The organism is Amycolatopsis sp. NPDC026612 (genome assembly GCF_040638285.1).
GTDB lineage: Bacteria > Actinomycetota > Actinomycetes > Mycobacteriales > Pseudonocardiaceae > Amycolatopsis.
The window spans coordinates 161,936-187,090 of the sequence record NZ_JBEZYB010000001.1; the positions used below are offsets into that span (position 1 = coordinate 161,936).

26 protein-coding genes and 2 pseudogenes are annotated in these 25,155 nt (G+C 71.9%); 11 read left to right on the forward strand and 17 right to left on the reverse strand.

Going from position 1 to position 25,155, the window contains the following annotated elements; genetic code table 11:
* Nucleotides 1–108 precede the first annotated feature (108 nt).
* Nucleotides 109–1,548 (reverse strand): NADP-dependent phosphogluconate dehydrogenase, encoded by a 1,440-nt coding sequence (gndA, locus tag AB0F15_RS00910; protein ID WP_360263157.1) that lies wholly within the window; start codon nucleotides 1,546–1,548, stop codon nucleotides 109–111.
* A gap of 85 nt (nucleotides 1,549–1,633) precedes the next feature.
* Nucleotides 1,634–2,554: an MBL fold metallo-hydrolase gene (locus AB0F15_RS00915; protein ID WP_360263160.1), complete on the reverse strand. Its 921-nt coding sequence runs from the start codon at nucleotides 2,552–2,554 to the stop codon at nucleotides 1,634–1,636.
* Between the two features lie 235 nt (nucleotides 2,555–2,789).
* Here AB0F15_RS00915 and AB0F15_RS00920 point away from each other — a divergent pair, with 235 nt between their 5' ends.
* The 4 genes and pseudogenes from AB0F15_RS00920 (at nucleotide 2,790) to AB0F15_RS00935 (ending at nucleotide 6,035) form a co-directional block, all read left to right on the forward strand.
* Nucleotides 2,790–3,653, forward strand: a complete 864-nt coding sequence (locus AB0F15_RS00920; protein ID WP_103354905.1) for a helix-turn-helix transcriptional regulator — start codon at nucleotides 2,790–2,792, stop codon at nucleotides 3,651–3,653.
* Between the two features lie 100 nt (nucleotides 3,654–3,753).
* Nucleotides 3,754–4,584, forward strand: coding sequence for an SAM-dependent methyltransferase (locus AB0F15_RS00925; protein WP_360263164.1), 831 nt, complete (start codon nucleotides 3,754–3,756; stop codon nucleotides 4,582–4,584).
* The gene (locus AB0F15_RS00930; protein WP_360263167.1) at nucleotides 4,581–5,429 is read left to right on the forward strand and encodes an SAM-dependent methyltransferase; all 849 of its coding nucleotides are present in this window, start codon (nucleotides 4,581–4,583) and stop codon (nucleotides 5,427–5,429) included. Before AB0F15_RS00925 ends, AB0F15_RS00930 begins: the two co-directional genes overlap by 4 nt.
* Nucleotides 5,426–6,035: pseudogene (locus AB0F15_RS00935) on the forward strand (class I SAM-dependent methyltransferase). The gene AB0F15_RS00930 and the pseudogene AB0F15_RS00935 overlap by 4 nt, the downstream one beginning before the upstream one ends.
* Before the next feature lie 64 nt (nucleotides 6,036–6,099).
* On the opposite strand, the gene AB0F15_RS00940 reads toward AB0F15_RS00935, so the two are convergent.
* Together AB0F15_RS00940 and AB0F15_RS00945 are read right to left on the reverse strand one after the other, a co-directional pair.
* Nucleotides 6,100–6,354, reverse strand: a complete 255-nt coding sequence (locus tag AB0F15_RS00940) for a hypothetical protein (RefSeq protein ID WP_360263170.1) — start codon at nucleotides 6,352–6,354, stop codon at nucleotides 6,100–6,102.
* Nucleotides 6,355–6,358: 4 nt separating this feature from the next.
* Entirely contained in the window at nucleotides 6,359–6,511 is a 153-nt protein-coding gene (locus tag AB0F15_RS00945) for a hypothetical protein (RefSeq protein WP_360263173.1), read from the reverse strand.
* A 300-nt stretch (nucleotides 6,512–6,811) separates the two neighbouring features.
* Here AB0F15_RS00945 and AB0F15_RS00950 point away from each other — a divergent pair, with 300 nt between their 5' ends.
* The gene (locus AB0F15_RS00950) at nucleotides 6,812–7,066 is read left to right on the forward strand and encodes a DUF397 domain-containing protein (RefSeq protein WP_308673561.1); all 255 of its coding nucleotides are present in this window, start codon (nucleotides 6,812–6,814) and stop codon (nucleotides 7,064–7,066) included.
* Between the two features lie 109 nt (nucleotides 7,067–7,175).
* Here AB0F15_RS00950 and AB0F15_RS00955 read toward each other — a convergent pair whose 3' ends face one another.
* The 5 genes from AB0F15_RS00955 to AB0F15_RS00975 form a co-directional block, all read right to left on the reverse strand.
* A complete protein-coding gene (locus tag AB0F15_RS00955) occupies nucleotides 7,176–7,709 on the reverse strand; it encodes a hypothetical protein (protein WP_360263177.1) in 534 nt (177 codons plus the stop codon).
* 121 nt (nucleotides 7,710–7,830) lie between these two features.
* Nucleotides 7,831–8,973 carry a hypothetical protein gene (locus AB0F15_RS00960; RefSeq protein WP_360263180.1) on the reverse strand — a complete coding sequence of 381 codons (1,143 nt, stop codon included), beginning with the start codon at nucleotides 8,971–8,973 and terminating at the stop codon, nucleotides 7,831–7,833.
* 11 nt (nucleotides 8,974–8,984) lie between these two features.
* Nucleotides 8,985–9,377, reverse strand: coding sequence for a FixH family protein (locus tag AB0F15_RS00965; RefSeq protein WP_360263183.1), 393 nt, complete (start codon nucleotides 9,375–9,377; stop codon nucleotides 8,985–8,987).
* A complete protein-coding gene (locus AB0F15_RS00970) occupies nucleotides 9,374–10,771 on the reverse strand; it encodes a hypothetical protein (protein ID WP_360263186.1) in 1,398 nt (465 codons plus the stop codon). Before AB0F15_RS00970 ends, AB0F15_RS00965 begins: the two co-directional genes overlap by 4 nt.
* Nucleotides 10,772–10,867: 96 nt before the next feature.
* Nucleotides 10,868–11,719 (reverse strand): alpha/beta hydrolase, encoded by an 852-nt coding sequence (locus AB0F15_RS00975; protein ID WP_360263189.1) that lies wholly within the window; start codon nucleotides 11,717–11,719, stop codon nucleotides 10,868–10,870.
* Between the two features lie 54 nt (nucleotides 11,720–11,773).
* Here AB0F15_RS00975 and AB0F15_RS00980 point away from each other — a divergent pair, with 54 nt between their 5' ends.
* Nucleotides 11,774–12,328 (forward strand): CGNR zinc finger domain-containing protein, encoded by a 555-nt coding sequence (locus AB0F15_RS00980; protein ID WP_360263192.1) that lies wholly within the window; start codon nucleotides 11,774–11,776, stop codon nucleotides 12,326–12,328.
* Nucleotides 12,329–12,409: 81 nt separating this feature from the next.
* Here the strand turns inward: AB0F15_RS00980 and AB0F15_RS00985 are convergent, their stop codons facing one another.
* The 3 genes from AB0F15_RS00985 to AB0F15_RS00995 are packed head-to-tail and all read right to left on the reverse strand — an operon-like array spanning nucleotide 12,410 to nucleotide 15,200.
* Entirely contained in the window at nucleotides 12,410–13,285 is an 876-nt protein-coding gene (locus tag AB0F15_RS00985; RefSeq protein ID WP_360263195.1) for an oxygenase MpaB family protein, read from the reverse strand.
* Nucleotides 13,282–13,857: a TetR family transcriptional regulator gene (locus tag AB0F15_RS00990; protein ID WP_360263198.1), complete on the reverse strand. Its 576-nt coding sequence runs from the start codon at nucleotides 13,855–13,857 to the stop codon at nucleotides 13,282–13,284. The genes AB0F15_RS00985 and AB0F15_RS00990 overlap by 4 nt, the downstream gene beginning before the upstream one ends.
* On the reverse strand, nucleotides 13,824–15,200 hold the full coding sequence (locus tag AB0F15_RS00995) for an amidase (protein WP_360263201.1): 1,377 nt from the start codon (nucleotides 15,198–15,200) through the stop codon (nucleotides 13,824–13,826). The genes AB0F15_RS00990 and AB0F15_RS00995 overlap by 34 nt, the downstream gene beginning before the upstream one ends.
* A 125-nt stretch (nucleotides 15,201–15,325) precedes the next feature.
* Here AB0F15_RS00995 and AB0F15_RS01000 point away from each other — a divergent pair, with 125 nt between their 5' ends.
* A complete protein-coding gene (locus tag AB0F15_RS01000) occupies nucleotides 15,326–15,877 on the forward strand; it encodes a dihydrofolate reductase family protein (RefSeq protein ID WP_360263204.1) in 552 nt (183 codons plus the stop codon).
* A gap of 37 nt (nucleotides 15,878–15,914) precedes the next feature.
* A complete protein-coding gene (locus AB0F15_RS01005) occupies nucleotides 15,915–16,943 on the forward strand; it encodes a D-cysteine desulfhydrase family protein (RefSeq protein ID WP_360263208.1) in 1,029 nt (342 codons plus the stop codon).
* Nucleotides 16,944–17,021: 78 nt separating this feature from the next.
* Here AB0F15_RS01005 and AB0F15_RS01010 read toward each other — a convergent pair.
* Together AB0F15_RS01010 and AB0F15_RS01015 are read right to left on the reverse strand one after the other, a co-directional pair.
* Nucleotides 17,022–17,588 (reverse strand): annotated as a pseudogene (locus tag AB0F15_RS01010) (DUF998 domain-containing protein); the annotation flags it as partial.
* A gap of 36 nt (nucleotides 17,589–17,624) precedes the next feature.
* Nucleotides 17,625–18,410: a protein phosphatase 2C domain-containing protein gene (locus AB0F15_RS01015; RefSeq protein ID WP_360263211.1), complete on the reverse strand. Its 786-nt coding sequence runs from the start codon at nucleotides 18,408–18,410 to the stop codon at nucleotides 17,625–17,627.
* 91 nt (nucleotides 18,411–18,501) lie between these two features.
* Between AB0F15_RS01015 and AB0F15_RS01020 the strand changes: the two genes are divergently transcribed.
* Both AB0F15_RS01020 and AB0F15_RS01025 read left to right on the forward strand, forming a co-directional pair.
* Nucleotides 18,502–18,711, forward strand: coding sequence for a sigma factor-like helix-turn-helix DNA-binding protein (locus AB0F15_RS01020; protein ID WP_360263214.1), 210 nt, complete (start codon nucleotides 18,502–18,504; stop codon nucleotides 18,709–18,711).
* Nucleotides 18,711–19,238: a Clp protease N-terminal domain-containing protein gene (locus tag AB0F15_RS01025; RefSeq protein WP_360263217.1), complete on the forward strand. Its 528-nt coding sequence runs from the start codon at nucleotides 18,711–18,713 to the stop codon at nucleotides 19,236–19,238. The genes AB0F15_RS01020 and AB0F15_RS01025 overlap by 1 nt, the downstream gene beginning before the upstream one ends.
* Here AB0F15_RS01025 and AB0F15_RS01030 read toward each other — a convergent pair.
* The gene (locus tag AB0F15_RS01030; RefSeq protein ID WP_360263220.1) at nucleotides 19,235–19,882 is read right to left on the reverse strand and encodes a hypothetical protein; all 648 of its coding nucleotides are present in this window, start codon (nucleotides 19,880–19,882) and stop codon (nucleotides 19,235–19,237) included. The genes AB0F15_RS01025 and AB0F15_RS01030 overlap by 4 nt on opposite strands.
* Nucleotides 19,883–19,942: 60 nt before the next feature.
* On the opposite strand from AB0F15_RS01030, the gene AB0F15_RS01035 reads away from it, so the two are divergent.
* Nucleotides 19,943–21,397 (forward strand): PLP-dependent aminotransferase family protein, encoded by a 1,455-nt coding sequence (locus AB0F15_RS01035; RefSeq protein ID WP_360263223.1) that lies wholly within the window; start codon nucleotides 19,943–19,945, stop codon nucleotides 21,395–21,397.
* Nucleotides 21,398–21,891: 494 nt separating this feature from the next.
* On the opposite strand, the gene AB0F15_RS01040 is transcribed toward AB0F15_RS01035, so the two are convergent.
* The gene (locus AB0F15_RS01040; RefSeq protein ID WP_360263226.1) at nucleotides 21,892–23,184 is read right to left on the reverse strand and encodes a hypothetical protein; all 1,293 of its coding nucleotides are present in this window, start codon (nucleotides 23,182–23,184) and stop codon (nucleotides 21,892–21,894) included.
* Between the two features lie 802 nt (nucleotides 23,185–23,986).
* Nucleotides 23,987–25,153 carry a pyridoxal phosphate-dependent aminotransferase gene (locus AB0F15_RS01045; RefSeq protein ID WP_360263229.1) on the reverse strand — a complete coding sequence of 389 codons (1,167 nt, stop codon included), beginning with the start codon at nucleotides 25,151–25,153 and terminating at the stop codon, nucleotides 23,987–23,989.
* Nucleotides 25,154–25,155 lie beyond the last annotated feature (2 nt).

The window sequence follows — 25,155 nt, forward strand, 5'->3', positions numbered from 1 at the left end:
GTCGTGCTCGCGGTGGTCCTCGTGACGCTGCTCTGATCGGGGAGGACCAGGGGGTCTTCCCGGCCGCGCGGGCCCTCACCGAGGGGGGAGGGCCCGCGCGTGGGGCTGTCAGGCGTCGGACTCCGGGCGGCCGTCGGCGGCCCAGGCCGTGTGGAACGAGCCTTCGCGGTCCACCCGCCGGTAGGTGTGGGCACCGAAGAAGTCCCGCTGGCCCTGGACCAGCGCGGCCGGCAACCGATCAGCCCGCAGGCCGTCGTAGTAGGCCAGCGCCGTCGAGAAGCCCGGCGTCGGGATGCCGAGCTTGACCGCCGTCGAGATCACCGAGCGCCACGAGTCCTGCGCGTCCTCGACGGCCTTCCGGAAGCCGCCCGAGGTGAGCAGCGTCGGCAGGGCCGGCTCGTCGGCGTAGGCCGCGGTGATGTCGTTCAGGAACTTCGCGCGGATGATGCAGCCGCCGCGCCAGATCGAAGCGACCTTGCCGAGGTCGATGTCCCAGCCGTACTCCGTCGCGCCCGCCTGGATCTGGTTGAAGCCCTGGGCGTACGCGACCACCTTCGACGCGTACAGCGCCTGCTCGACGTCGTCGGCGAACCGCTCCAGGGAAGCGCCCGACAGCGGCGCCGCCGACGGACCACCGAGACCGCGGGCGGCCGCGCGCAGCGACTTGGAGCCGGACAGCGAACGCGCGAAGACGGCTTCGGCGATGCCCGAGATCGGCACGCCGAGGTCGAGGCCGATCTGCACGGTCCAGCGGCCGGTGCCCTTCTGCTCGGCGGCGTCCTCGACGATGTCGACGAACGGCTTGCCGGACGCCTTGTCGACGTGCGCGAGCACGTCGGCGGTGATCTCGATCAAGTAGGAATCGAGCCGCCCGGTGTTCCACGTGCGGAACACGTCGGCGATCTCGGCCGGTGCGTAGCCGCCCGCGTGCCGGAGCAGGTCGAACGACTCCGCGATCAGCTGCATGTCGGCGTACTCGATGCCGTTGTGCACCATCTTCACGAAGTGGCCGGCGCCGTCCGCGCCGATGTGCGTGCAGCACGGCTCGCCGTCGACCTTCGCCGAGATGTCCTCGAACAGCGGGCCGAGTGACTCGTACGACTCCTTCGAGCCGCCGGGCATGATGCTCGGCCCGTGCAGCGCGCCCTCCTCGCCGCCGGAGACACCGCTGCCGACGAAGTGCAGGCCACGCTCGCGAAGCGCCTTCTCACGGCGGCGCGTGTCGGCGAAGTGCGCGTTGCCGGCGTCGATGATGACGTCGCCCTCTTCGAGCAGCGGCGCGAACTCCTCGATGACGGCGTCCGTCGGGCCGCCGGCCTTGACCATGATCACGACCTGCCGGGGCCGCTCCAGCGCGTTCACGAACTCCTGCGCGGAGTACGCCGGGATGAAGTCGCCCTCGTCGCCGAACTGCTCCACCAGCGCGCGGGTCCGCTCCTCGGACCGGTTGTGCAGGGCCACCGTGTGCCCGTGCCGGGCCAGGTTGCGGGCCAGGTTGCGGCCCATGACCGCCAGGCCGGTGACCCCGATGCTCGCCTTCTTGCTCATCCGAATCCTTCCGAAGTCTCTCTCGATTCAGACACTAGTCCGATCGCGCGCTCAAGGAAGGGCACGGAGGAGCAGCTCACTCAGTTCAGGAGAAGCAGCGGATCGGACCTTTGTTGATCGCGAGCATGTCGGTGATCGCCGCCACCAGGTCGATCTCGGCGCCCCAATCCGCGTCGTCCAGCTCGGCGTACGCCCGGTGCAGGTTGCCCGGCAGCCGCTCCTGCTCGCTCAGCGACGCGAACTCGCCGAGATCCGTCTCCTTGGCCACTTCCAGCGGCGACTGCCCGGCGGCCTTCCCGTGCTCGGCCGTCTTCTGGACGAAGGCCAGGTAGCGGTCGACGGTGTCCACCACGTCCAGTCCGCACGGGCCGCCGTGGCCGGGCAGGATCACCTCCGGCTCGAGTTCGCGAATCACGTCGAGCCCGGCGCGCCAGCCGGCCACCGAGCCCATCAGCGCGAACGGGCTGCCGCCGTTGAAGACCAGGTCACCGGCGTAGAGCACGCGCTGCTCGGGCAGCCAGACCAGCACGTCGTTGGTCGTGTGGGCCGCGTGGCCGGGGTGGATCAGCTGGATCTCGACGTCCCCGGCGTACAGCGTGAGCCGGTCGTCGAACACGATCTCGGGCGGCCGCGACTTCAGTTCGCCCCAGTCGCTGCCGACGAAGACGCCCTCGAACGTCTGGATACCCTCGGCGGCCATCAGCTCGCGGGTCTTGCGGTGGCCGACCACGGCCGCGCTCGGGACGAGGTAGTTGCCGTTGGTGTGGTCGCCGTGGTGGTGGGTGTTCACCAGCGTCGTCACCGGGCTGCCGGTGGTCGCTTCGACGGCCGCGAGCAGCGCGCGCGTGCGGCGCTCGGTCGAGCAGGTGTCGATCAGGACGGTGTGGTCACCGGCGTCCACGAACCCGCAGTTGTTGATGTACCAGGAGCCGTCGGGCTGGACGTAGCCGTGGACCTGGTCGGCGAGCGAGGTGACGGCGGCGGCCGATGGCGAACGATCGATCACCGGGTCACTATGCCCCAGATCGGGCTCCGCCGGTTGGCGGAATAATTCGGAATTTCACTGGTCCAGGCGAGTGACAACGCAGGTGACTGGCGTTCTGCGGCGTTTCCTGGAACGCTGCGCGGTGTCATCATCGAGATCCGCAAGGTGAAGCACTAACCTGGGTGGGTTCGATAGTTCGCGTGCGACGGCGGCCGGTGGCCGCCGTTGCTTGGTAGTGGTCCGGGAGAGCAGGGCGATGGCCAGCACCGTCACCTCGCGCCGGAAGCAGCTCGGCAACGAGCTCCGGCATGCCCGCACCGCGGCGCGGATGACACAGCAACAGGTCGCCGAGGTCCTCGGCTGCACCCAGGGCAAGGTCAACAAGATCGAGTCCGGTGCCGTCGGGGTGAAGCTCGGGGATGTGCGATCGATGCTGAACGCGTTCGGGATCAACGGCGAAGAGGCCGACACGCTGATGAACCTGGCGCGGGCCGCCGCCGGGCAGCGCGGCCACTGGTCGGGCTACCGCTCGGTGGTGCCCCACTGGTTCCGCACCTTCACCGACCTGGAGCCCGCGGCCGCGGAGATCCTCACCTGGCACGGCGAGCGCATCCCCGGCCCACTGCAGTCCGAGCACTACATGCTCAAGCAGTTCACCGAGTTCGGTGCCACCGACGTGACATCGCTGGTCCGCAACCGGCTCGACCGCAAGGCGGTGTTCGAGCAGCAGCAGCCGCCCTACTACCGGTTCATCATCAGCGAAGGCGCACTGCGCCGGGCACCGGGCGGGTACGCGCCCGCGGTGATGCTCGACCAGGTCGAGCACCTGCTCTCGCTCGAGAAGCACCCGCGCGTCTACGTGCACGTACTGCCGTTCGGCGCGCGGCTGGCCGCGGTGCCCAACGACTTCACGATCATGCGCTTCCCGGACCGCACGCGGGACTTCGTCTACATCGAGCACTCGGCAGGCGGCCTGTACCTCGACGACGTCAAGGACTTCAACATCTTCGTCGACTCCTGGGACAGGCTGCGCGGAGCAGCGCTGGAGCGCCAGGAGACCCGCCAGTTCCTCAAGGAGCTTGCAGAGGGTTACCGCGCCCAGATGCAGCAGCTCCAATAGGGCGAATGGGTGCGGGAGCTGTCCCGGACGGTGAACAACTGTCGGTAGAGTGAGCCCGGTGCGCCGGAACCCACCGTAAGCGCCGCCCGAAGGGGAGATCGTGGACCCCGACTTCCTGCCCGACGCCGTCGACCTCGACCGGCCGAACGTGGCGCGCATCTACGACTGGGCGCTGGGCGGCACCGCGAACTGGGCGATCGACCGGCAGTACGGCGAGCAGGCGGTGCAGGCGTTCCCGCTGGCGAAGACCCTCGCCCGGAACAACCGCGACTTCCTGGGCCGGGCCGTGCGCTACTGCCTTTCCGAGGGCATCACCCAATTCCTCGACCTCGGCTCCGGCATCCCGACCGCGGGCAACGTGCACGAGGTCGCCGACGACCACGCCGACGACACCCGGTGCGTCTACGTCGACCACGAGCCCGTGGCCGTCGTGCACGGCCGGATGCTGCTCGAGGAAGCGGGCGACCCCGAGCGCCACGCCGTGCTCCTCGCCGACCTGCGGGACGCCGGAGAGGTCTGGGAAGCCGCGCTGGCCACCGGCGTGCTCGACCCCGACCGGCCGATCTGCCTGCTGACCGTGGCGGTGCTGCACTTCCTGCCGGACGACACCGGCGTCCGCGAAGCGATCCGCGACTACCGGACGCTCCTGGCGCCCGGATCGGCGTACGTGCTTTCCCACGCGACCGAATCCGGCGTCGGAGGCGAAGAGCTGGCGCAGATCCGGCGGCTCGTGAAGCTGTCCGAACGGTCGAGTTCGCCCGCGGTCTCCCGGTCGCTCGACGAGATCGCCGCGTTCTTCGGTACCTTCGACGTCGTCGAGCCCGGGATCGTGCCTGTGGGAGAGTGGCGCCCCGAGCCCGGCGCCGCCACGGTCCCCCTCGCGAGCGTGGTCGGCGGTGTCGGCCGCAAGCCTGGAGGACTGGACCCATGACGACGCAGGACCCCGAAGCCCCCGAGGGCGTCGACCTCGACCGGCCGAACGCGGCCCGCATCTACGACTGGTTCCTCGGCGGCGACGCCAACTGGGCCATCGACCGGCAGTTCGGCGAGCAGGCGGTCAAGACCTTCCCGATGATCAAGACGGTCGCCAGGGTCGGCCGCGACTTCCTCGGCCGTGGCGTCCGGTACCTGGCGCGCAACGGCGTCGACCAGTTCCTCGACCTGGGATCGGGCGTGCCGACGGTCGGGAACGTCCACGAGGTCGCGGCGGAGGTCAACCCGGACGCGCGGTGCGTGTACGTCGACAACGAGCCGGTCGCGGTGGCGCACTCCCAGATCCTGCTGGAACGCGAAGGCGTCGCCCACCGGCACGCGGTGCTGCAGGGCGACCTGCGCAACCCGGCCGACATCTGGAAGCGCGCGCTCGACACCGGCGTCCTCGACCCGAACCGCCCGATCGCCCTGATCATGGTGGGCGTCCTGTACTTCCTCGGCCGGGACGAACCGGTGGCCAAGACCATTCAGCAGTACCTGTCGCTGCTGCCGTCGGGCTCGTACTTCCTGTCCTCGCACCTGACGAGCGACGATTTCGAGGGGATGGCCGACTCCGAGAGCCGCGAGGCGATCATGAAGCAGTACAACAAGTCGAGCACCCCGCTCCACCTGCGCAGCCGGGCGGAGTTCACGTCGTTCTTCGAGGGCCTGGAGCTGGTGGAGCCGGGCATCGTGTACCTGCCGGAGTGGCACCCCGAGGAGATCGAGTCCAAGGCCACGAAGAAGGTCGCGAACGACCCGGCGTTCGTCGGTCACCTCTGCGGCCTCGGCCGCAAGCGGTGACGGCCGCCGCCTACGACGCGGTCGCCGTCCAGTACGCCGAATTCGTCCGGGGAGTCTGGGACGAACACCCCCTGGAACGGGCGGCGTGGACGGCGTTCGCGGAGTCCGTCCGCGGCCGCGGCCCCGGTCGCCGACCTGGGTTGCGGCCCCGGCCACCTCACGGCGCACCTGCGGTCACTGGGGCTCGACGCGTTCGGCGTCGACCTGTCGCCGGCGATGATCTCGCTCGCCCGAGCCGCTCATCCGGACCTGCGGTTCGAGGTGGGCTCCATGGCGGCGCTGGAGCTGCCGGACGCGTCGCTCGCCGGGATCCTGTCGTGGTACTCGGTGATCCACACGCCGCCGGTGGACGTCCCCCGGTACTTCGCCGAATTCGCCCGAACGTTGGCGTCCGGTGGTCACGTTCTGTTGGGGTGCTTCGAATCCCGGGGCCGCCCGCTGACGTCGTTCGACCACAAGGTGACGACGGCCTACTGCTGGCCGCTGGACGAACTGGCCGGCATCGCCGCCGCGGCGGGGTTCGCCGAGGTGGGGCGGGTGTACCGCGAACCGGCGGCGGGGGAGCGGCCCCTGCGGCACGCCGCCCTGCTGCTCCGGAAACCGTAGCCACGAACGAAAAGAGCCCCGGTTCCGTCAGGGAGCCGGGGCTGTTTCGTGGTGGGGCGGCAGTTCAGGCGCGCGAGCCGATCCGGCCGCGCATCAGGGGCGTCAGGTCGATCGCGGCTTCCAGCGGACGGGTCGTGCGGACCCCGTCGGAGTGGCGCCGCAGCGGGAGGTCCTGATCCGTCGCCCACGTCGTGGTCTTGCGCAGTGGCGCCTGGATCAGGCTGAAGCCGAAGCGGTTCCGCAGCTCGTTCCCGATCCCTCGGCGGCCACGGTGTTCTTCGTCCTCGCAGCGGAAGAGCGAGTTCACCCGGACGGCCATTCGGCTACACCCCCAGCTCTCGTCGCGGTACTTGACGGGAAAGCGCTTCCGCGTCTGTTCGGACCAGCTCGGTCGTGGCCGCGGCGGCTTCCCGTCCGAAGACGTCGAGCCTGTTCACGGCGAGCGCGCCCGGTGGCGCACTGTCCTCGACGATCACGCTGTTCCTCCCCCATGAGGTCCTGCGGCAGGTTGGTTCGTTCATTCCGGCTCTGGCCTGTCCGACACTTCGTCCCGTGTCGATGACCGTCCGCCGCGAGCAGGGAGTCGTTCACCGACACCAGCGCCCCGGCCGATGCGATTAATCCTACTCCTGGAATAATCTTCATGTCGAGGCCGGACCTAGTTGATCACCCGCTTGGCCCTGTGACTTGCTCCATTGAGACACTGAGTAGCCGGGAGCGGGCTCTTTTGACCAGGTCGCGACCGCGCCCCCCAACGATCCTCGGAGGTACGACCCATGGCGGATTATCCGTCGTTCGCGGATTACGATCCGAACACGGCCGTGTCCCTGTTCGAAGAGGCCGCCTGGGAGAAGTCGTTCGCCAGCGAGCCCAACGGCGGCAGTTGCGTCGAGGTCAACCTGGGCTCCGACGGCCTGATCGGCGTCCGGGACACCAAGCTCGCGACCAGCCCCGTCTTCGTGTTCGACACCGCCGAGTGGGAAGCGTTCCTGATCGCCGTCAAGGCCGGGCAGTTCGACCTGCCCGCCTGAAACCCGCCCGCTCGTCGGAAAATGGTGAAGGCCTCCTTCCCGTCCTCTGCGGTGAAGGAGGCCGTCACGACGGTACGAGTACGTCCGGGCGCCCAATGTGAGCGGAATCTCACCCGATTGCCGGAAGCTCCCCGCCCCGCAGCCGGCTCCGGGTCCGGCGCCAGGCCACCACCACGAGCACCACGAGCCCGATCAGCGGGAGCGTGCTGATCGCCCAGCTCACCCCCATCGGCGGCCCCGGCTGCTCCAGCACCGGCAGCGCGCGCAGTTCGCCGGTGCCGGAGCCGGCGGGGCCGTTGACGGTGAAGCGGAACGTCCAGTCGCCCGCCCGCGGCATCGAGCGGACGTCGAGCCCCCAGACCTCGCGCTTGCGCGGGTGCCGCACGAGCGGCTGCGTGCGGTTGCGCCCGCCCTGCGGGTTGACCATCGTCAGCGTGCCGGACTTGTCCCCGATCCCGCCGTCGGGGATGAACGTGAAGTCCAGCGACTGCATGGCTTTCAGCGGCCAGGTGCTGAATCCGACCGTCAGCCCGTACGGCCCGGCCTGCACGCGCTCGGTGTGCACGATCTCGACCGGCTCGTAGGCGTTCGCCGGTGCGGCGGTGGCGAACAGCAGCCCGGCGACGGCGGCCAGGGCAAGCACGATCCGTCTTGCGGGGGTTCCGGGTGGCGGAGCCCCCGGCCGGAGCGGAGCTCCGAATGACTTTATGGGGGTTCCGGGTGGCGGAGCCCCCGGCCGGAGCGGAGCTCCGAATGACATTGTCTTACGCATCAGCGGTTTCCCCCTTCTTCGCGGGCGCCAGCAGGCAGAGCATTCCGCCGAACCGCCACCCGGCGAACCCGCCGAGCAGCCCCAGTGCCGCGCTGAGCACGGCGGTCGTCGTCAGGTACCAGGCCGGCGGCAGGTGCGCGCCGGTGTAGAGCAGGAAGCGCTGGACCGGCAGGCTCAGGCCGAGCAGCAGCCCGGCGATCCCGCCGGCGGCCACGGACACCCGGCCCGCGCGCCACCCCCGGCGCCGGCCGGTGAGGTACACCAGCTCCATCAGCGCGGCCACCGGCAGCAGCGCCATCGGCGTCAGCGACGGCATCGCCGGCACGCCGGAAACCGCGTCCCGCATCGGCAGGCCGACGAGGTCGGCGTACGCCTGTGCCGCCCACGGCGAGAACCACCAGAACACCGCCTGCACGACCGCGACCAGCGCCGCGGTGCCGACCGCCCCGCCCGGACGGCGGACGAACCCGGCGCCGACCGCGATCAGCAGCACCGCCATCATCGATGTCCCGACCGAAACGGGGTCGGCGTAGTCGGCCGGTACCTGCTGCAACCCGAGCGCCAGCACCGGTCCGAACGTGAGCAGCACGGTCAGCGACGCCGGCGTGCCGAGCCGGCCCCAGCGGTGTTCGCGCGCCGCGGCGAACACCGCGGTCGTGCCGATGAGCGACACCGTGATCGACAGCAGCAGCCCGATGTGCGGCGGCGAGTCGATGACCGCGTCGAAGCCGTAGAGCCCGTGCCACCACTGGTCCCACAGCCCGTACAGCAGGAACGTCGCCGCGCCGACGCCGGAAACCAGGTAGCCCAGCGGGGCCGCGAACGTCCGGCCGAACACGTTGACCACGCGCCCGCCGATCCGCGGGTCGACCGGCCGTCCCGCGCGCCGCGCCGCCGTCGTCAGCAGCACGACGGCGAGGCTCGCCAGGCCGACGACAGCGCTGCCCGCGTACAGGAACAGGTGTGGCAGCGTGAAGAACGTGTCCGGCCCGACGTCGTCGTGCCACTGGATGTCCCAGGTGAGCCCGACCAGTGACAGCAGCGACCCGCCGAGCACGACGTTCGCCGGCAGCAACCCCGTCCGCGCCTGTTTCGGCACCGACGTGCTGCGCACGCCGGATGCGGTGAGATCCATTCCCCCTCCTTCTACTTGACCAACACGGGAAAGACGACCTGCGCGGGCCCGCCGGGGCCGCGCAGGGAAACGGTGATCTCCCACTGCCCGGCCATCGGCAGCCCGACGTCCGCGGCGCGGAAGCGGCCGGGCCCGTCCGGCCCGGCGGGCACCGGTGCGAGTGCGTGCCCCATCTGTGCCATGACCGGCGCGACCGTGACGGCTTCGGGCGCGGGCCCGGTCACCGCCACCGCGAACGTGTTGCTGCCGATGCGTGGCTGGTCGGTGGAGAACTGGACGGTGTACGGCCCCGAAACCGCTTGCTGCGTGGCCGGTTTCGCGCCGCTGCCGCCCCACAGCAGCCACGCGGCGCCGGCCGCGACGACCAGCGTGACGACGACGATCAGCACCGTGGGGCGTTTCACCGTCCGGCTCCCGTCGTCGGGACGTCCACCACGGCGGGGACGGTGAGCACCTGGTAGCCGCGTTCGGCCTGCAGCCAGATCCGGTACCGGCCCGGCGCGGCGAAGGTGTAGGTGAAGCTGACGTCCGGGCCGTACGCGGCGACCGTCTCATCAGGACGGCCGGTCTGGCCCGCGACCGGCGGCACCATCGCGTGGACGTGCGCCCACGTGGGTGCCTTGGCGGCGCCTTCGCCGGCGGGGCCGGTGAACGGCCCGGTGACGATCAGGTGGCCGAGCATGCCCAGCCACGGCTGGAGGTCCTGGGCGGGGAAGTGCGCGGTGATGGTGGTCGGTGTCCCGGAGCTGATCGTGATTCCGACCGGGGTTCCGTCGATCGTCCGCGGTCCGGCGCCGGGTGGTTCGGGCGCGGGGGCCGCGGTACCCTTGATGTCCACAGTGGACCGGGCCAGCTGCACTCCGCCGCCGCGCCGGGCGAGTTCCGCGGCGACGGCGTACGTGCCCGCTTCCGGCTCGGCGAGGCGGACGCGGTAGTCGCCGGGGCCGACCCGCACCGGGTGCAGGTGGCTCAGCCGGCCGGACGGCGAGACGAGCACCAGGTGCACCAGCGCGTTGTCGTGGACCAGCAGGTCGTCGACCGGGCGTCCGGTGGCGCCGTCGGTGAGCGTCAGCTTCAGGTCGCCTTGCCGGGCCTCGATGGCGAGGTTCACCGGCGGGCGTGAGTAATCCATTGTGGACAATGGCGCGGTCCCGTACGGATCGGTGACGTTGTCGAACGTCGGGTCGAGCTGGCTGCCGGGGGCGGGCGGCGGGGGAGTGCTCGCCGACAGCAGCGCCCCGGTGACGGCGACGGCGAGCGCTGCGACCACACCCGCCGCCGGCACGAGCGCGAACGCCGTCCGCTTGGCCCGCGCCCCGACGACCAGGGCGAGCAGCAGGAAGGCGCCCGCGGCGACGAACCCGCCGTAGGTCGCCTTTTCCCACGGTGGCACCACCCGCGCGGGCACGATGAACGGGATCGTCGCCGGGGGTCCGGTGCCGTCGCTCAGCGAGAGTTCCCACGGCCCCGGTGCGTCGACTTCGAGATTCCCCGCGTAGACACCCGGCTCGGCGCCGAGGACCACGTCGGCGCGCGACTTCGTCAGCCCGCCGGCCGCGACGGCCAGGTGCAGCGCGCCGGTCGCGGTGCCCCGGTGCGTCACGACGTCGACCCGCAGCGGGGACGGCGTCGTGTCGACGCGGCGGATGATCACGGTGAGCTCGCGCGCGCCGAGCGTCTGCGCCACTTGGATGTCGGCGCCGCTCGGCGCGCCGTCGGCGTGCGCGATCCCGCTGCCGGCCACGATCCCCAGTGCGGCCAGCAGCATCAGCAGTGCCGCTTTCGATTTGTTCCCCATCGTGGTCCCGAACCTAGCCAGTGCGGCCGGTGGCGGGCGTCACGGCGGCGAGGGAATCCCGGTCCCCAGTTCGGGGGACCGGAGCACCCCGGGATCTCAGGGATCGAGGAACTTCCGCAGGTGGGCGACGACTTCCTCGGGCTGCTCCTCGGCGAGGAAGTGGCCGCACTCGGCGAGCGCTTCGCCGGTGACGTCGGTGGCGTACTCCCGCCAGATTTCGAGGGCGGGGAGCGTGCCGACCAGTCCGTTCGCGCCCCAGAGGGCAAGAGTCGGCTGGGTCAGGCGCTTTCCGGCGTCGAAGTCGGCGTCGTCGAGTTCGGCGTCGTCGGGGAAGGAGGCGCGGTAGTCGTCGAAGCCGGCCCTGAGCGCGCCGGGCTGGGAGAAGGCGCGGACGTACTCGGCTCGCGCGTCGGCGTCGAGGGCGTGGCGTTGGTAGGTCCAGCGCTCGAAGAAGTAGCCGAGGTAGGCGGCGATGTTCTGGCCCGCCAGGAGTTCCGGCAGATCGGGCTGCAGGTGGAAGAGCCAGTGCCAGGACGGCTTCGCGATGACGTCGAGCCGCTGCCACATCGCGCGGGTGGGCACGATGTCGAACACCGCGAGGCGGTCGACCTGGTCCGGGCGGTCCAGCGCCCAGCGGTGGGCGACGCGCCCGCCGCGGTCGTGGCCGGCGACGGCGGTCTTCGCGAAGCCCAAGTGGTCGGCGAGCGCGGCGACGTCGGCGGCCATCGTGCGCTTGTCGTACCCGGTCTCCGGCTTGTCGGTGCGGCCGTACCCGCGCAGGTCGGGGGCGATCACGGTGTGCGTCTCGGCGAGCGGCGCCAGCACCTTGTGCCAGCAGTGCGACGTCTGCGGCCAGCCGTGCAGCAGGAACAGCGGCGGGCCGTCGCCGGCCCGGAGGTAGTGCATGCGGATGCCGTTCACCGTGGCCATGTTCTCTAACCTGTTCATACGGTTAGACGGTAACGGCTCTTCTAACTGCCCGCAACGGTTAGAATGCGGGGCATGGAGTGGGTCTTCGATGGCGGGCGGCCGTGTCTCGACCTCGTCAACACGCTGCGCAGCCGCTACGAGGCGGGGGTCGAACTGCTGACCGGCCCCGACGCGCTGGCCGAGTGGCTTTCGCTGGCCGGGTTCACGACGGGCCCGGTGCCGGTGACGGCGGGCCACGTGCTGGCGGCGAAGGCGCTGCGGGAGGCGATCGACCGGGTGCTGCTGCCGCCCGAGGTGCCGGAGCGGATGGACATCGACCTGGTCAACAACGCGGCCGCGGCGGCTCCGGCGCCCCCGCCGCGCCTGGCTCTCGTCGACGGCGTGTTGCGGCGCGAAGTCCCGGTCCCGAAGGACCCGGTGGCGGCGGCGTTCGCGGCACTGGCGGCGGACGCGATCGACCTGGCGACGAGCGGCGCGGCGGTCCGCGTCTGCGCCGCGGACGACTGCGGCCAGCGGTTTTGCGATGCGTCGCCCCGCCGGAACCGGCAGTGGTGCTCGATGGCGCGGTGCGGGAACCGGGCGAAGGCCCGGGCCCACTACGCCCGCGCGATCACCCGCAACGACTGACCGCCGCTTTCACGTGAAAGCTACGCAAGGGGGATGCCGTAGCTTTCACGTGAAAGCTACGCAAGGGGGTAGCCGTAGCTTTCACGTGAAAGTGCCGGGTGCGGCGCCTGGGCCTTCGCCGCGGATTAGCGCCCGATACACCCGCGGGTGCGCGCGGAACCACACGTTGAGCTTCCCGGTCCACCGCATGGGCGCCGTCCGCAGCCCGGCCGGGATCGGGGTGCTCGCGAGGCGCACGCACGCCGCGAACCGGTCGAACCGCCGCTGGTCCCGCTCCGTCCACTGTAGACCGAGCTGCGAGCGGAACGAGGGCGGCAGCGTCGCCCGGATCAAGAACACCTGCAGGCCCCCGACCGGTCGCCACCACGAATCCGGCAGCCACCCCACCGGTTTCCGCGCCGTCCGGACCGTCTCGAAGAGCGTGTCGATCGTCGGGTTGGCCGCAAACCCGGCCACCACCGACGCGTAGTAGCGCTCGAAAGCCGCCCAGTCCGGGGGCAGGTCGCGCTCGCGCACCCCGAGCAGCCGCCCGATGCCGCACATCTGCGCGTAGTACTCCTCGAGCTCCGGACCGGACAGCGGAACTCCGAAGAACCGTTGCGCGTCGACCGGAGCCTTCACCAAGGTCGCGTGCACCCACGCGTACGCCGCCGGATCCAGCGCGCTGTACCGCCGTCCGTCCGAGAAACCCTTGAACGACCGGTGCAGGGAACGCAGCCGCGCGGCTTCCACCCGGGCTCCGGCCGTACCGCCGTAGACGTAGATCGACAGCGACGCGACCGTCCGCATCAGGCGCGTCCAGGGATCCGCCGTGTAGTCCGAATGATCCCGCACGCCCGCCGCGACCACCGGGTGCGCCACCTGCAGCACCAGCACCTGCCCGGACAGGAGCGCGTCGCGGAAGTCGCCGAAGTACTTCCACGCCGCCGTACCGCGGACGACCGGCGGGGCCGTCAAGCGCCGCGGAGGAGCATCATCAGCGGCCCGGCCACGGGGGTGTCGGTCTCGCCGGTGGCCAGCCGCCGCAGCTGCAGCCCCGCGATCAGCGCGACCACCGGACCGGCCAGCCGCCGCGGTTCCGGCACGCCCAGTACTTCGAGGATCGTCACGGCCAGTTCGTCGTACGCCGCGAAGCAACGCGAAGAAGCCTCGTGCAGCCCCGGATCGCGCGCGGACTGGAGGTACAGCTCGTGCGCGCCGAGCTCGTCGGTACCGAACGGCAGCTGCGCGATCACGTGCTCGACGACCGAGGCGGCCTGCTCGACGCTCAAGCCCTGCGCGCGGTAGTCGTCGACGATCGCACCCAGCTTCGCCGTCTCGTCCTCGACGAACAGCAGCATCGCCTCCCGCAGCAACGCCGTCTGGCTCGGGAAGTGGTAGGTCAGCGTGCCGAGCGAGACGCCGGCGGCGGCGACGATCCGGCGGTTCGTCAGGCCGCCGACGCCGTGCTCCCCGACGACCGCCAGCGCGCCGCGCAGGATGGCTTCCCGGGTGCTCACCAGCTTGTCGCGGGATGCCTTTCCGGCCACCGTTCGACCTCTTCCAGTTGCGCGGCGAGGGAAATCAGCCGCTCCTCGGCGTGCGACGGCCCGAGCAGCTGCGCGCCGAGCGGCAGTCCGCCTGCCGTCTGCCCGGCCGGCACGTTGACCCCCGGCCAGCCCAGCACGTTCCACGGCCAAGCGTACGGGCAGGCGGCGATCATGGCCTGGTCGGTCTCCCACCCGGACAGCCCGTCGAACGTGCCGACCGGCGGCGGCGGGGTTGCGGTCGTCGGGGTCAGCAGCACGTCGACGCGGCCGAACACCGAGCCGATCCGCCGGTGCAGGCCCGGCTCGAGGGCGCGGGCGAGCCGCAGCGCGGGGCCGGCCAGCAGGCGGCCGTGGCCGGCGTTGCTGCGCGTGCGCGGGTCGAGCCCGGTCCGGTCGGGCACCCGCAGCGTCCAGTCGCGGACGCCGGTCAGCGAGCGCGGCAGGAACGTCAGCCCGATCAGCCCGTAGTCCGGTTCGACCTCGACGATCTCGTGCCCCAGCCCGGCGAGCGCCCCGGCCAGCCGCCGTACAGCGCCGTCGACGACCGGGTCGAGCCGGGTCTTGGTGGCGGTGAACGGGATCCGGGTCGACAGCCCGATCCGCAGTCTGCCGGGTTCGCGGGTCGCGGCGGTCCGGAAGGTGCTGCCGGTGCCGGCCGCCGCGTCGAGCAGCAGGGCGGCGTCTTCGACCGTGCGGGCCAGCGGGCCGAGCACGGTCAGGCCGTGGAACAGCTCGCCGTCGGTCGGGATCCGGCCGCGCTGGGGCTTGATACCGACCAGCCCGGTCCACGCGGCCGGGATGCGCACCGAGCCGGCGCCGTCGGAACCGAGCGCGGCCGCGATGACCCCCGACGCCACCGCGGCCGCGCTCCCTCCCGAAGAACCCCCGGGGGTGTGGCCGCGGTGCCACGGGTTGCGCGTCACGCCGAAGGCCGGGCCCTCGGTGAACGGCCACTGGCCCAGTTCGGGGGTGTTCGTCTTGCCGATGATCACGGCGCCGGCTTCGCGCAGCAGCGCGACGGCGGGCGCGTCGGCCGTCGCGCACGGGAAGTCGCCGGCGCAGCCGAAGGCGGTGGGCAGGCCGGTGAGGTCGGCGTCGTCCTTGATCGCGATCGGCACGCCGAGCAGCGGCGCGCGGTCCCCGGCCGCGAGCCGCCGATCGGCTTCGGCGGCTTCGGCGCGGGCTTCGTCGTCACGCAGGTGGCGGAAGGCGTTGAGCGTGGGCTGGCTCGCGTGGGCGCGCCCGAGCGCGGTGGCGGTGAGCTCGGCGGAGGTGACCTCACCCGCGGCGAGCTGCGCGGCCTGCGCCGCGAGGCCGGTGAAGTCGAGACTCGTAGCGGTCATGGCGGCCCCCGAAGGTTCTCGTTCGTTCGAACGAACGTTACCGGACGACGACGCTTTCCGGCTACTGCCGATGACTTTTCGCCGCGCCTTCCGTCTGCCCGGTGGACGACTACGTGAGGAGAACCATGGCCACGGTGCACGCGGGCATGACCATGTCCTTGGACGGCTTCGTAGCCGACCGCCACGGCGGCACGGCGCGGCTGTCCGACCCCGCCGCGGCCGGCGGCAGCGGGTACATGACCGAGCTGATCCGGGAAACCGGTGCGGTCGTGCTCGGCCGCCGGACGTTCGCGATGGCCGAGGATCCGGACTGGTTCGTCGACAACTACGAGTTCCAGGTCCCGATCTTCGTCGTCACCCACCGGCCGCCGGACGTGCGGCCGGCCCAGGACGAGAACCTCACCTTCACCTTCGTGACCGACGGGATCGCTTCGGCGGTCGCGCAGGCGAAGGCGGCCGCGGGCGACCGGGCGGTCAAGGTGATCGGCGCGAGCGTGGTCCGGCAGGCCCTGCGCGCCCGGCTGGCCGGCGAACTGCACGTCGACATCGCCCCGGTGCTGCTGGGCGCCGGGCTGCCGTTGTTCGGCGATCCGGACCTCGAAGGCATCGTGCTGCGGAGGATCGCGGTGCTGGAGGTCGGGACGTTCACTTCGCTGCGCTTCGCGCTCGCCGAATAACCCCATATAGTGGTTAGAAGCCGAGCCTGGAGGGCCGATGACGTTCGACTTCGCCGGATTCCCCGACGCCGCGCTGGCCGCGATCCCCCGCGTCGACCTGGGCGGCTGGCCCACTCCGCTGCAGGAGGCACCCCGGCTCGGCGAAGCCCTCGGCCTGCCGAACCTCCTGCTCAAGCGCGACGACGTCCACCCGCTCGGTGCGGGCGGCAACAAACTCCGCAAGCTGGAGTACCACCTCGGCGCCGCCCGGGAAGCCGGCGCGGACACCGTGGTCACCTTCGGCGCGCTCCAGACCAACCACGGCCGCCAGACCGCCGCCGCGTGCGCGAAGCTCGGCCTGCGCTGCGAACTCGTGCTCACCGCGAAGGTCCCGCGCGACGGCGAGGCGTACGAACGCGGCGGCAACCTCCCCCTCGACCGGCTCTTCGGCGCGACCGTCCACATCTGTGCCGACGGCGAAGAAACCGGCCGCACCTACGATCGCCTGGTCGCCGAAGCCGTGGCGGACGGCCGGAAGGTCGCCACCGTCCCGGTCGGCGGCTCCAACGACCTCGGTGCCCTCGGTTACGTCCGCGCCACGCACGAACTCGCGAAACAGCTCGCGGATCGCGGCATCGAGCGGGCCCACCTCGTCGTCCCGCACGCCAGCGGCGGCACCGCGGCCGGGGTGGCGCTGGCCGCCGGGCTGCTCGGCGGCCTCGGCGTCGGCGTCGCCTGCGTCAGTCACCCGCTCGCCGAGGCGACGGCGAACCTGCGCGAGCTGACCTCCGGCGCGGCGAAGCTGCTCGGCGTGGATCCGCCGTCGCTCGACCACATCCGGCTGGGCGACGCCACGCTCGGCCCGGGGTACGGCATCCCGACCGAAGAGGTCTGGGCCGCGCTACGCCTTTTCGGCCGCACCGAAGGAGTCGTGCTCGACCCCGTCTACACCGGCAAGGTGGCCGCCGCGCTGGTCCAGTGGGCGGGCCACTTCGCCCCGGACGATCACGTGGTGTTCCTGCACACCGGCGGCATGCCCGGCCTGTACGGCTACACGCCCGAATTCGCGGCGGCCGTCGAAGGCTGATTCCAGCCGGGTGGCGAGCCACAGCAGCGTGCACAGCAGCGCGATGTCGGCGAGCAGCAGCAGCCGCTGCATGACGCCGATCGGGAAGGCGTCGGAGATCCCGGGGAACGGCTCGATCCCCGCCTCGCTCAGCCGCACGAAGACGAAGCTCGCCGCGAACAGCGTGAACGCGGCGGCGGTCAGCCGGATCGCCCGGACCAGCGTGGCGCGTTCCGGCCGGTCCCGCAGTGGTTCCAGCAGTGAGATCGCGGCACCGGGCAGGCTGCAGAACGCGACCAGGCACGCGTAGAGGTGGATTTCGCCGCTCACCGGGTCCGGCGCCATCGGGTAGCTCGCCGGGAAGATCGCGGCCGCGGCCAGCCCGAGTGCCCACAGCGCGAGCAGCGCCCGGGTCGTCCGCGACAGCGGCACGCCGGCGACCTGCAGCGCGCCGAGCACCGCGAGCGACCCGACGGCCAGCGAGAACACGCTGGCCGCGAGCATCCCTTCACCCCGGTCGGTCACCGTGTAGCTCGACAGCGTGTCGTACACCGGGTCGTGCGAACTGATGACGTGCAGCACCACGGCCGTGAACAGCCCCCACCCGATCGCGCCCAGCGCGACGAGCCGCCACGGTCTTGTCCGCTTTTCTGCTGCCGTCCCCATGTCGTCCAGGTTCTCGGAGAACCGGGACCGCCGTGATCAGGGAAGACCCTGAATTCCCCCGGAGGTGAAGTCGGCCAGGACGAGGGCCTGGTCGTCGTGCCGCTTGGGCCGGGGCCAGCGCTCGCCGTCCGGATCCTGCTTCTCCGCGGTGCGGACGGCGTCCAGCACGGCGTCGGGCCCGTCGGCGCGGGTGGTCGCCAGTACCTCGCGCCAGCCGAACAGCTCGTACTGGTCGACGCCGATGGACACGCCGTCGCTGGCGAGCAGCACGGCCTCGACGTCGGTGCGCCGCCAGCTGCGCCGGACCGCGTGGGCGGCGGCGCCCGGGTCGGCTTCGGCGACCCAGAAGCCGTCGTGGGCGTTGCGCCGCCGCCGGACGTCGGCGCCGGTCTGGAGCATCCCGCGCCGCCGCAGCCGGGCGAGCCGGTCGTCCGAGACGACATCGATCCCGAAGCCGCCGAAGCCGATCACCGGGCTGTCGGCCAGGACGAGCGCGTCGACGCGGTCTTCGAGCCAGCGCACGGCCGCGACCGTGCTGGACGGCGAGCGCTGCGGCCGCAGCCGGTGTTCGGCCGTGAGCGCGGCGATGGCGCTGGTCAGGACGTCGGCCAGGTCGGCTTCGGGTGCCGCGCGGAGGTCTTCGGCGAGGCGCCTCGCCAGCCGTTCCGCGTACCAGCCGCCCGGGGGTTGCGAGGGGTCCGACGAGGTGGCGCCGTCGAGGACCAGCACGGCGTTGTCGAGCACGACGACGTGGTCCTCGGTGGGGCGTGGGTGGCCGTCGGCGCCCACCCCGGCCCGCTCGGCGATCACGATCTCGGGCATCACCCGACTGTACGTCGCCCCTTCCGCGGTTTCGCGCTGAGCGTGTCAACCTCGGTTGACAAGAGTGACTTGTCAACGTAGGTTGACGGACATGACGGAAGCGACGGATTTGGCCGCCCGGGCGGGTGACCGCGATCCCCGGGTGGGGCTGTGCGCGGTCGCCGCGCTCCGGCGGCTGCTGGAACAACTGGAGGCCGTGCAGGTCCGCAGCGCGCGGGTGCACGGCTGGTCGTGGCAGGAGATCGCCGCCGAGCTGGGGGTCAGCCGGCAGGCCGTGCACAAGAAGTACGGGAGGCACTGATGTTCGAAAGGTTCACGGCCGACGCGCGGATGGCGGTCGTCGAAGCGCAGATCGTGGCGCGGGAGTCCGGTTCGGTGGAGATCGGGCCCGCCCACCTGCTGGCCGGGCTGGTCAAGGTGAATGTCCCGCTGCTCACCGAGCTGGGTGTCTCCGCGGACGACATCGCCGCCGAGCTGGCCCGCACCCGGCGCCGCGGCGGGGTCAGCGACGCCGACGCGGAGGCGCTCACCGAGTTCGGCATCGACGTCGAGCAGATCGTCGAGCGCATCGAGCAGACCCACGGCGAAGGGGCGCTGGCCGGGCGGCTCGGTCCGGCCAAGCGCGGGCACATCCCCTTCACCGCGCAGTCGAAGAAGACCCTGGAACTGAGTCTCAAGGAGGCCGTCCGGCTGGGGGACAAGCACCTCGGCCAGGAGCACATCCTGCTGGCGCTGGCCCAGCAGCGCGGAACCGACGACGTGCTCGCCCGGCGCGGCGCCGACTACGTGACGCTGCGCCGGATCGTCCAGCAGCGCAAGGCGGGTTAGGGCACGGGCTGCTGCTCTTCGTGCTGCGGTTCGCGCCACACGACCAGCGGCAGCAGCGCCTGGGTGAGCGGACCGATCGCGAGGGCGTAGAGCAGGGTGCCGAGCCCGAGGGTGCCGCCGAGCGCGAACCCGGCGACGACCACGGTGATCTCGATCCCGGTGCGCACCAGCCGGACCGACCGGCCGGTGCGCGCCGCGAGCCCGGTCATCAGCCCGTCGCGGGCGCCCGGACCCAGCCGGGCGCCGACGTAGGTGGCGGTCGCGAAACCGTTCAGCAGGACCCCGCCGACCAGGAGCGCGAGCTGCCAGCCGAGGTCGTGCTGCTCCGGCAGCACCGCCCGGACGAGGTCGACGGTCACCGAGATGACCACGACGTTCGCGACCGTGCCGATCCCGGGCCGCTGGCGCAGCGGGATCCACAGCAGCAGCACGGCCACCGAGATCACGCCGGTCACCGTGCCGAAGGTCAGCCCGGTGTGCTTCATGACGCCTTCGGCCAGCACGCCCCAGGGTTCGAGACCCAGGTGCGCGCGGGTGAGCATGGCGACGCTGGTGCCGTAGAGGGCGAGGCCGGCGAGCAGCTGCGCGCTGCGGCGGACGGGGTCACGGGAGATCCGGACGGGCCGGAGATCGATCTGAGCCACGCCTTCACTATCGAGGGAAGTGGTCTGGTAAACCATAGCCAATTCCAGGATAGTGGCCTTATGGAACCCGTGATCCCCCTGGGCGGACGCATATCCGGTCCGCGATTGGCCGCCTTGCTGGGCTCGTGGCGGCAAGGCGGCTCCCGGCAGGGGGCGGCGGACCTGGCCGCGGCCATCGAGCTGCAGGTACTCGACGGCCAGCTGCCGCTCGGCACCCGGCTGCCCGCCGAGCGAGAGCTGGCCGACGCGATCGGCGCGAGCCGGACACTGATCGGCGCGGCGCTGGACCGGTTGCGGGAGAACGGTTTCGTCGCGAGCCGCCGCGGCGCCGGATCGTGGATCACCGCACCCGGACGGCGTCGCCGCGACACGGTCGTCCCGGACGGCGCCGACCTGATCGACTTCGCCCACGCGTCGCCGGCGGCCCCGCCGGGAATGGTCGCGGCGGTCGACGCGGCGCGCTGCGCCCTCATCGACCACCTCGGGCAGCACGGGTACCAGGAACGAGGCCTGCTGGGCCTGCGGGAGAAGATCGCCCGGCGCTACACCGAGCGCGGGCTGCCGACCACGGCCGCGCAGATCATGGTCACCAACGGCGCCCACCACGCGTTCGTGCTGGTCCTCCGGATGCTGACCGGGCCGGGCGACCGGGTGCTGGTCGAGCAGCCGACCTACCCGAACGCCCTCGAGGCGATCCGGGCCGCGCACGCCATCCCGGTGCCGGTGGCGCTCGACCCGGCCGGCGCCCGCAGCTGGGACATCGCCGGCATCGACGCGGCGCTGCGCCAGGCGTCCCCGCGCCTGGCCTACCTCGTGGTCGACTTCCAGAACCCGACCGGTCTGCGTCTGGACGCCGAGGGCCGCGAACGGCTCGGGGCGGTCCTCGCCCGCGCCCGGACGCCGGTGGTGGTGGACGAAACGCTGGTCGAGCTGGACCTGGAGGGGGATCCGCTCGACGGACCGCCGCCGCTGGCCGCGTTCGCGGGTGACCTGGCGATCTGCGTCGGCTCGGCGTCGAAGTCGCACTGGGGCGGCCTGCGGCTGGGCTGGATCCGCGCGTCCGAGGACCTGCTCGGCCGCCTGGTTTCGGCGCGCTACGCGGTGGACCTCGGCTCGCCGGTCTTCGAGCAGGTCGTGTTCTCGGAACTGCTGGAGGCCGACGGCTGGGCGGCGCTGGCCCGTCGTCGCGAAGAGCTGCGCCGAAACCGCGACGCACTGGCGGGTGCGGTGCAGTGGCACCTGCCGGACTGGACGTTCACGCTCCCGAAGGGCGGTTTGTCGCTGTGGTGCCGCCTGCCGGAGCCGGTGAGCTCCCGGCTCGCGGTGGCGGCGGCGAGTCACGGCATCCAGGTGACCCCGGGCTCGCGCTTCGGCGTCCACGGCGGCATGGAGCGCTGGATCCGCCTGCCGTTCGCGTTGCCGCCGGAGAAGATCACCGAAGCGATCCGCCGCCTGAGCGCGGCGTCGGCGTCGGTCCGGGCGACCCCGGCCTCGCTGGACGCCCCCATCGCATGAACGAACCGGTGCGCCGGATGCGAGCCTGCTCCCAGGGAAGGGCGGCGGTCGTGTGCATCCAGCGCACCGGTTCGTCATTCCACACACCCGCTCACGGACGTGACCCCGTTCGCGGGTACCGCGGGCTTCCCGGCACAGCCCCTCGACGTGCCGGGAAGCCGCGGCTCAGGTGCGCTCTCGGTACTGCGAGTCCTCGCTCGGCGCGGTGAGCAAGGGCTCCCGGAGCGCGCCCGGTGTGGGTCCCGGCGTCGCGGGGGCAGCGCGACGCCGGGACCGGAATCCGACCCGGCCGGGCGCGGTCGGCCGGTCGGAAAGAAGGTGGTTTCGCATGGGTTTCGCCCCTGGGGTACGTCGGACGCGTCAGGGCGTCACGAGACGTGAAAGAGCCACGGATCACGTACTGGAGCAGGGGAAACGTCACGCTTCAACGGCGTGCGAGTGCGCCTTGATGATCTTGAAATGGACGCACTTGTCCCCGGCTGCCCGGTGCGGGGTCAGTCGGGGGAGGTGGTGGGCAGGGCGGCTTCCCTGCCGGCGCCGTCGACCTCGTGGTCGCGGCTGGTGCCGATCAGCTTGAGCTGGGTCGTGGTGACGTCGTCGGTGTGGACGGCGAAAGCGTGGCGGGCGCCACCGGGGCCGTCGTGGCCCGGGGCGGCGGTAGGGGCCGGCGCGCTCGGCGCCGTGGTGCCGCCCGGCAGGCCGGGAGCGGGGTCGCTGCCGCCGCCGTTGCGCAGGTGGGTCCCGGAGTCGCGCGGCTGGTCCTCGACCACCGGAAGCGGCTGCGTCTGCCGGACGACCAGGTGCCCGAGCCCGACCCGGGTGGTCTGCTGCTGCGGCGAGGCGACCGTCTCGGGCACCGCGACCGCCTCGGACACGGTGGCCGGGACGGTCTCGGTGACCACGGCCTGCCCCTGGGTGACGACGATCGTCACGGTGGGCACGATCGCGGTGACGCCGCCGGAGTTCGAGCCGCCGCCGAGCACCGGGCCCAGCAAGTCGTCGAGGGGCAGCAGCGCGGGTGCGCCGGGGTTGTCCGCGGGCGGCTGGGTGAGCGGCGCGAGGACGGTGTGGGAAAGCGTGTTCGTGACGGCGCCGACCGTGCCCGTGACGGTGGAGAGTGTCCCGCCGACCACGTCGAGGACGCCGCCGACGAGGCCGCCGAGCAGGTCACCCCCTGCGGAGGTGGCCTTGGTGGTGGCCGGCTCTTCGCCGGCCGAGGTGTCCTTTGTGGTCCCGGACGCTCCGCCGACTGCCTCGAGGGCGTTGCCGACGAGCCCGAGCAGGTTTCCGCCGGTGGAAGTGGCCTTCGATGCTTCGGCGGGCGGGCTGTCCGGGGAAGTGGCCTTCGACGCTTCGGCAGGCGAACTGTCCGGGGAAGTGGCCTTCGTGGTCTTCGCCGGCTCTTCGGCAGGCGAGGTGTCCTTTGTGGTCTCCGGCGCGGGTGCCGTTTCGCCGTCCTGCTGCGTCTCGTCCGCCGGTGCCGGTCCGGCGGTGCCGGTCTTCGGTGTCACCGTGCACGTGAGGGCGCCGGTCCCGTGGTGGCTCTTGCGGTGCCTGGCGTGCGAGAACGGCTTCGTGGCGTGGTCCACAGTGGAAACCGTGGGCGCTTCGGGGCAGGACGGCGCCTCGGCCGCCGACGCGGTGCTGCCGGACAGTGCGGCGCCGAGCAGCCAGCCCGCGAGGGTCAGGCCGCCGGCGACCAGGATCTTGGCGGCGGGCCGCTGCAGCGACGCGGCCCACGGGCGCGGGGTGCGCCCGCGCGGGGCGCTTTCACCCGCTGTGAGCACGGGCCGACCGGGGCTGGGCCGAACGGGCGCAGGCCGACCGGGAGCGCCGCGGCGCACGTCCGCCGTGCTGCTCACCGCCACCACCACCGTCCGCGCCTGAGACTCTCGCGATGCACGCTCGAGCCCGTTCTTGCTGGGTCTTTCTCCGGCCAGGTCGCAGTTCCCCCGGGGCTGCACTCTTTCTAGCACCGCTCGCGAGTCTTTCATCTCTCCCGCGTTCGATCCAGCCCGCAAGGCGGAACGGCTCTCCCGGGCCAGGGATCTGCGGCCGACGAGTTGATCACTCTCAGTACCGTTCGGGTGCACCTTTGCGGCCATTCGGACGAGTACTGCAATTTGCACACTCCGGCGATGACCTGATGTTTCGCCGAGTCCGGTCGCGATGGGTGCCGCTTCGGCTCCGTTCCGTGCCCGGCCAGTGGATTGGGCCGAGTGACGGGAAATACGTCCCGGATCGCAACTCCGACTGCGCCGAACGAGTTCCCGCGGATTTCCGCCGGGCCGCCCCGAAAACGCTTCCCCGCCCGTTCCGGGGTGGCCTGCGGTCCGTGAGGACGACGAGGCCGCCCTGGTGTCGCCACACGTCGTCAAGGAAGGCCCGGCAGGCGCCGCGGACTCTGCCGCGCCACCGCGGCCGTCGCCGGAACGCGTCTGGGCGATTGCTGAGCGTGACGTCGTCAGGGGCCGGTGGGCGGAGCCGCGCGGCCGATCACGGGACCTGAGCCACCGGACGGCGCGAGGCCGTTCCCGGTGCCGCGCCGAAACGGCCGGGCGAGAGGTCTACTCGGTCCGGCCGCGGTCGTCAGACCAGTTTGCGCAATCGGGTGACGGCCTCGTCGATGACCTCGTTGCGCTTGCAGAACGCGAAACGCAGCAGGTGTTTCCACTCTTCCGGGTGATCGGTGAACACCTTCACGGGCACCGCGGCGACCCCGACCCGCCCCGGCAGTTCCCAGGCCAGCTCGGCGGCGTCGGTGAAGCCGAGGGGCCGCACGTCGACGCAGACGAAGTACGTCCCCGCGGTCGGCCGGACGGCGAACCCGGCGTCCGCGAGCCCGGCCGAAAGCCGGTCACGCTTCTCCTCCAGCGACTCGCGCAGGCCGTCGACCCAGGACAGCTCGTGGTCGAGGGCGTACGCGACAGCCGGCTGCAGCGGCCCGCCCGACACGAAGGTGATGAACTGCTTCGCCGCCTTCACCGCCGCGACGAGTTCCGGCGTCGAGCAGACCCAGCCGATCTTCCAGCCGGTGCAGTTGAACGTCTTGCCGGCGCTGGAGATGCTCACCGTCCGCGGCCGCATGCCGGGCAGCGTGACCAGCGGGATGTGCTCAGCGTCATCGAAGACCAGGTGCTCGTAGACCTCGTCGCAGATCGCAATGAGGTCGTGGTCGACGCACAGCGAGGCGAGCGCCTCCAGCTCGGCGCGGGTGAACACGGTCCCGGTCGGGTTGTGCGGCGAGTTGACCAGGATCGCCCGGGTCCGCGGCGTGACGGCGGCGCGCAGGCCGTCGACGTCGAGACCGAAGCGGCCGTCCGTGCCCTCGACCAGGCCGACGACCCGGCGCTCGGCCCCCGCCATCGCGACCGCGGCGGCGTAGGAGTCGTAGTACGGCTCGATGACGATCACCTCGTCACCGGGCTCGGTCAGCGCCAGCAGCGTCGCCGCGATGGCCTCGGTGGCGCCCGCGGTGACCAGGATCTCCGTGTCCGGGTCGTACTCGGTGCCGTACCGCAGCCGGTGCCGCGCGATCGCCGCCCGCAGCTCGGGCCGCCCGGGCCCGGGCGGGTACTGGTTCGCCCCGCCGAACAGCGCGTTCTTCGCCGCTTCGAGCATCCCGGCCGGGCCGTCGGTGTCCGGGAAACCCTGGCCGAGGTTGACGGCGTCGTGCCGGACGGCCAGCGCCGTCATCTCGGCGAAGATGGTCGAGGTGAACGGCCGGAGCCGGGGGACGAGAGCAGGTTCGCGCACGA

Bases quoted from the DNA above. Each gene is read 5' to 3' on its own strand.
- AB0F15_RS01005 (WP_360263208.1), top strand. From the start codon at position 15,915: ATGACGTTCGACTTCGCCGGATTCCCCGACGCCGCGCTGGCCGCGATC.
- AB0F15_RS00920 (WP_103354905.1), top strand. From the start codon at position 2,790: ATGGCCAGCACCGTCACCTCGCGCCGGAAGCAGCTCGGCAACGAGCTC.
- AB0F15_RS00940 (WP_360263170.1), bottom strand. From the start codon at position 6,354: ATGGCCGTCCGGGTGAACTCGCTCTTCCGCTGCGAGGACGAAGAACAC.
- AB0F15_RS00975 (WP_360263189.1), bottom strand. From the start codon at position 11,719: ATGAACAGGTTAGAGAACATGGCCACGGTGAACGGCATCCGCATGCAC.
- AB0F15_RS00995 (WP_360263201.1), bottom strand. From the start codon at position 15,200: ATGACCGCTACGAGTCTCGACTTCACCGGCCTCGCGGCGCAGGCCGCG.
- AB0F15_RS01020 (WP_360263214.1), top strand. From the start codon at position 18,502: ATGACGGAAGCGACGGATTTGGCCGCCCGGGCGGGTGACCGCGATCCC.
- AB0F15_RS00930 (WP_360263167.1), top strand. From the start codon at position 4,581: ATGACGACGCAGGACCCCGAAGCCCCCGAGGGCGTCGACCTCGACCGG.
- AB0F15_RS01035 (WP_360263223.1), top strand. From the start codon at position 19,943: ATGGAACCCGTGATCCCCCTGGGCGGACGCATATCCGGTCCGCGATTG.
- AB0F15_RS00980 (WP_360263192.1), top strand. From the start codon at position 11,774: ATGGAGTGGGTCTTCGATGGCGGGCGGCCGTGTCTCGACCTCGTCAAC.
- AB0F15_RS01025 (WP_360263217.1), top strand. From the start codon at position 18,711: ATGTTCGAAAGGTTCACGGCCGACGCGCGGATGGCGGTCGTCGAAGCG.
- AB0F15_RS00950 (WP_308673561.1), top strand. From the start codon at position 6,812: ATGGCGGATTATCCGTCGTTCGCGGATTACGATCCGAACACGGCCGTG.
- AB0F15_RS01000 (WP_360263204.1), top strand. From the start codon at position 15,326: ATGGCCACGGTGCACGCGGGCATGACCATGTCCTTGGACGGCTTCGTA.
- AB0F15_RS01015 (WP_360263211.1), bottom strand. From the start codon at position 18,410: ATGCCCGAGATCGTGATCGCCGAGCGGGCCGGGGTGGGCGCCGACGGC.
- gndA (WP_360263157.1), bottom strand. From the start codon at position 1,548: ATGAGCAAGAAGGCGAGCATCGGGGTCACCGGCCTGGCGGTCATGGGC.
- AB0F15_RS00960 (WP_360263180.1), bottom strand. From the start codon at position 8,973: ATGGATCTCACCGCATCCGGCGTGCGCAGCACGTCGGTGCCGAAACAG.
- AB0F15_RS00970 (WP_360263186.1), bottom strand. From the start codon at position 10,771: ATGGGGAACAAATCGAAAGCGGCACTGCTGATGCTGCTGGCCGCACTG.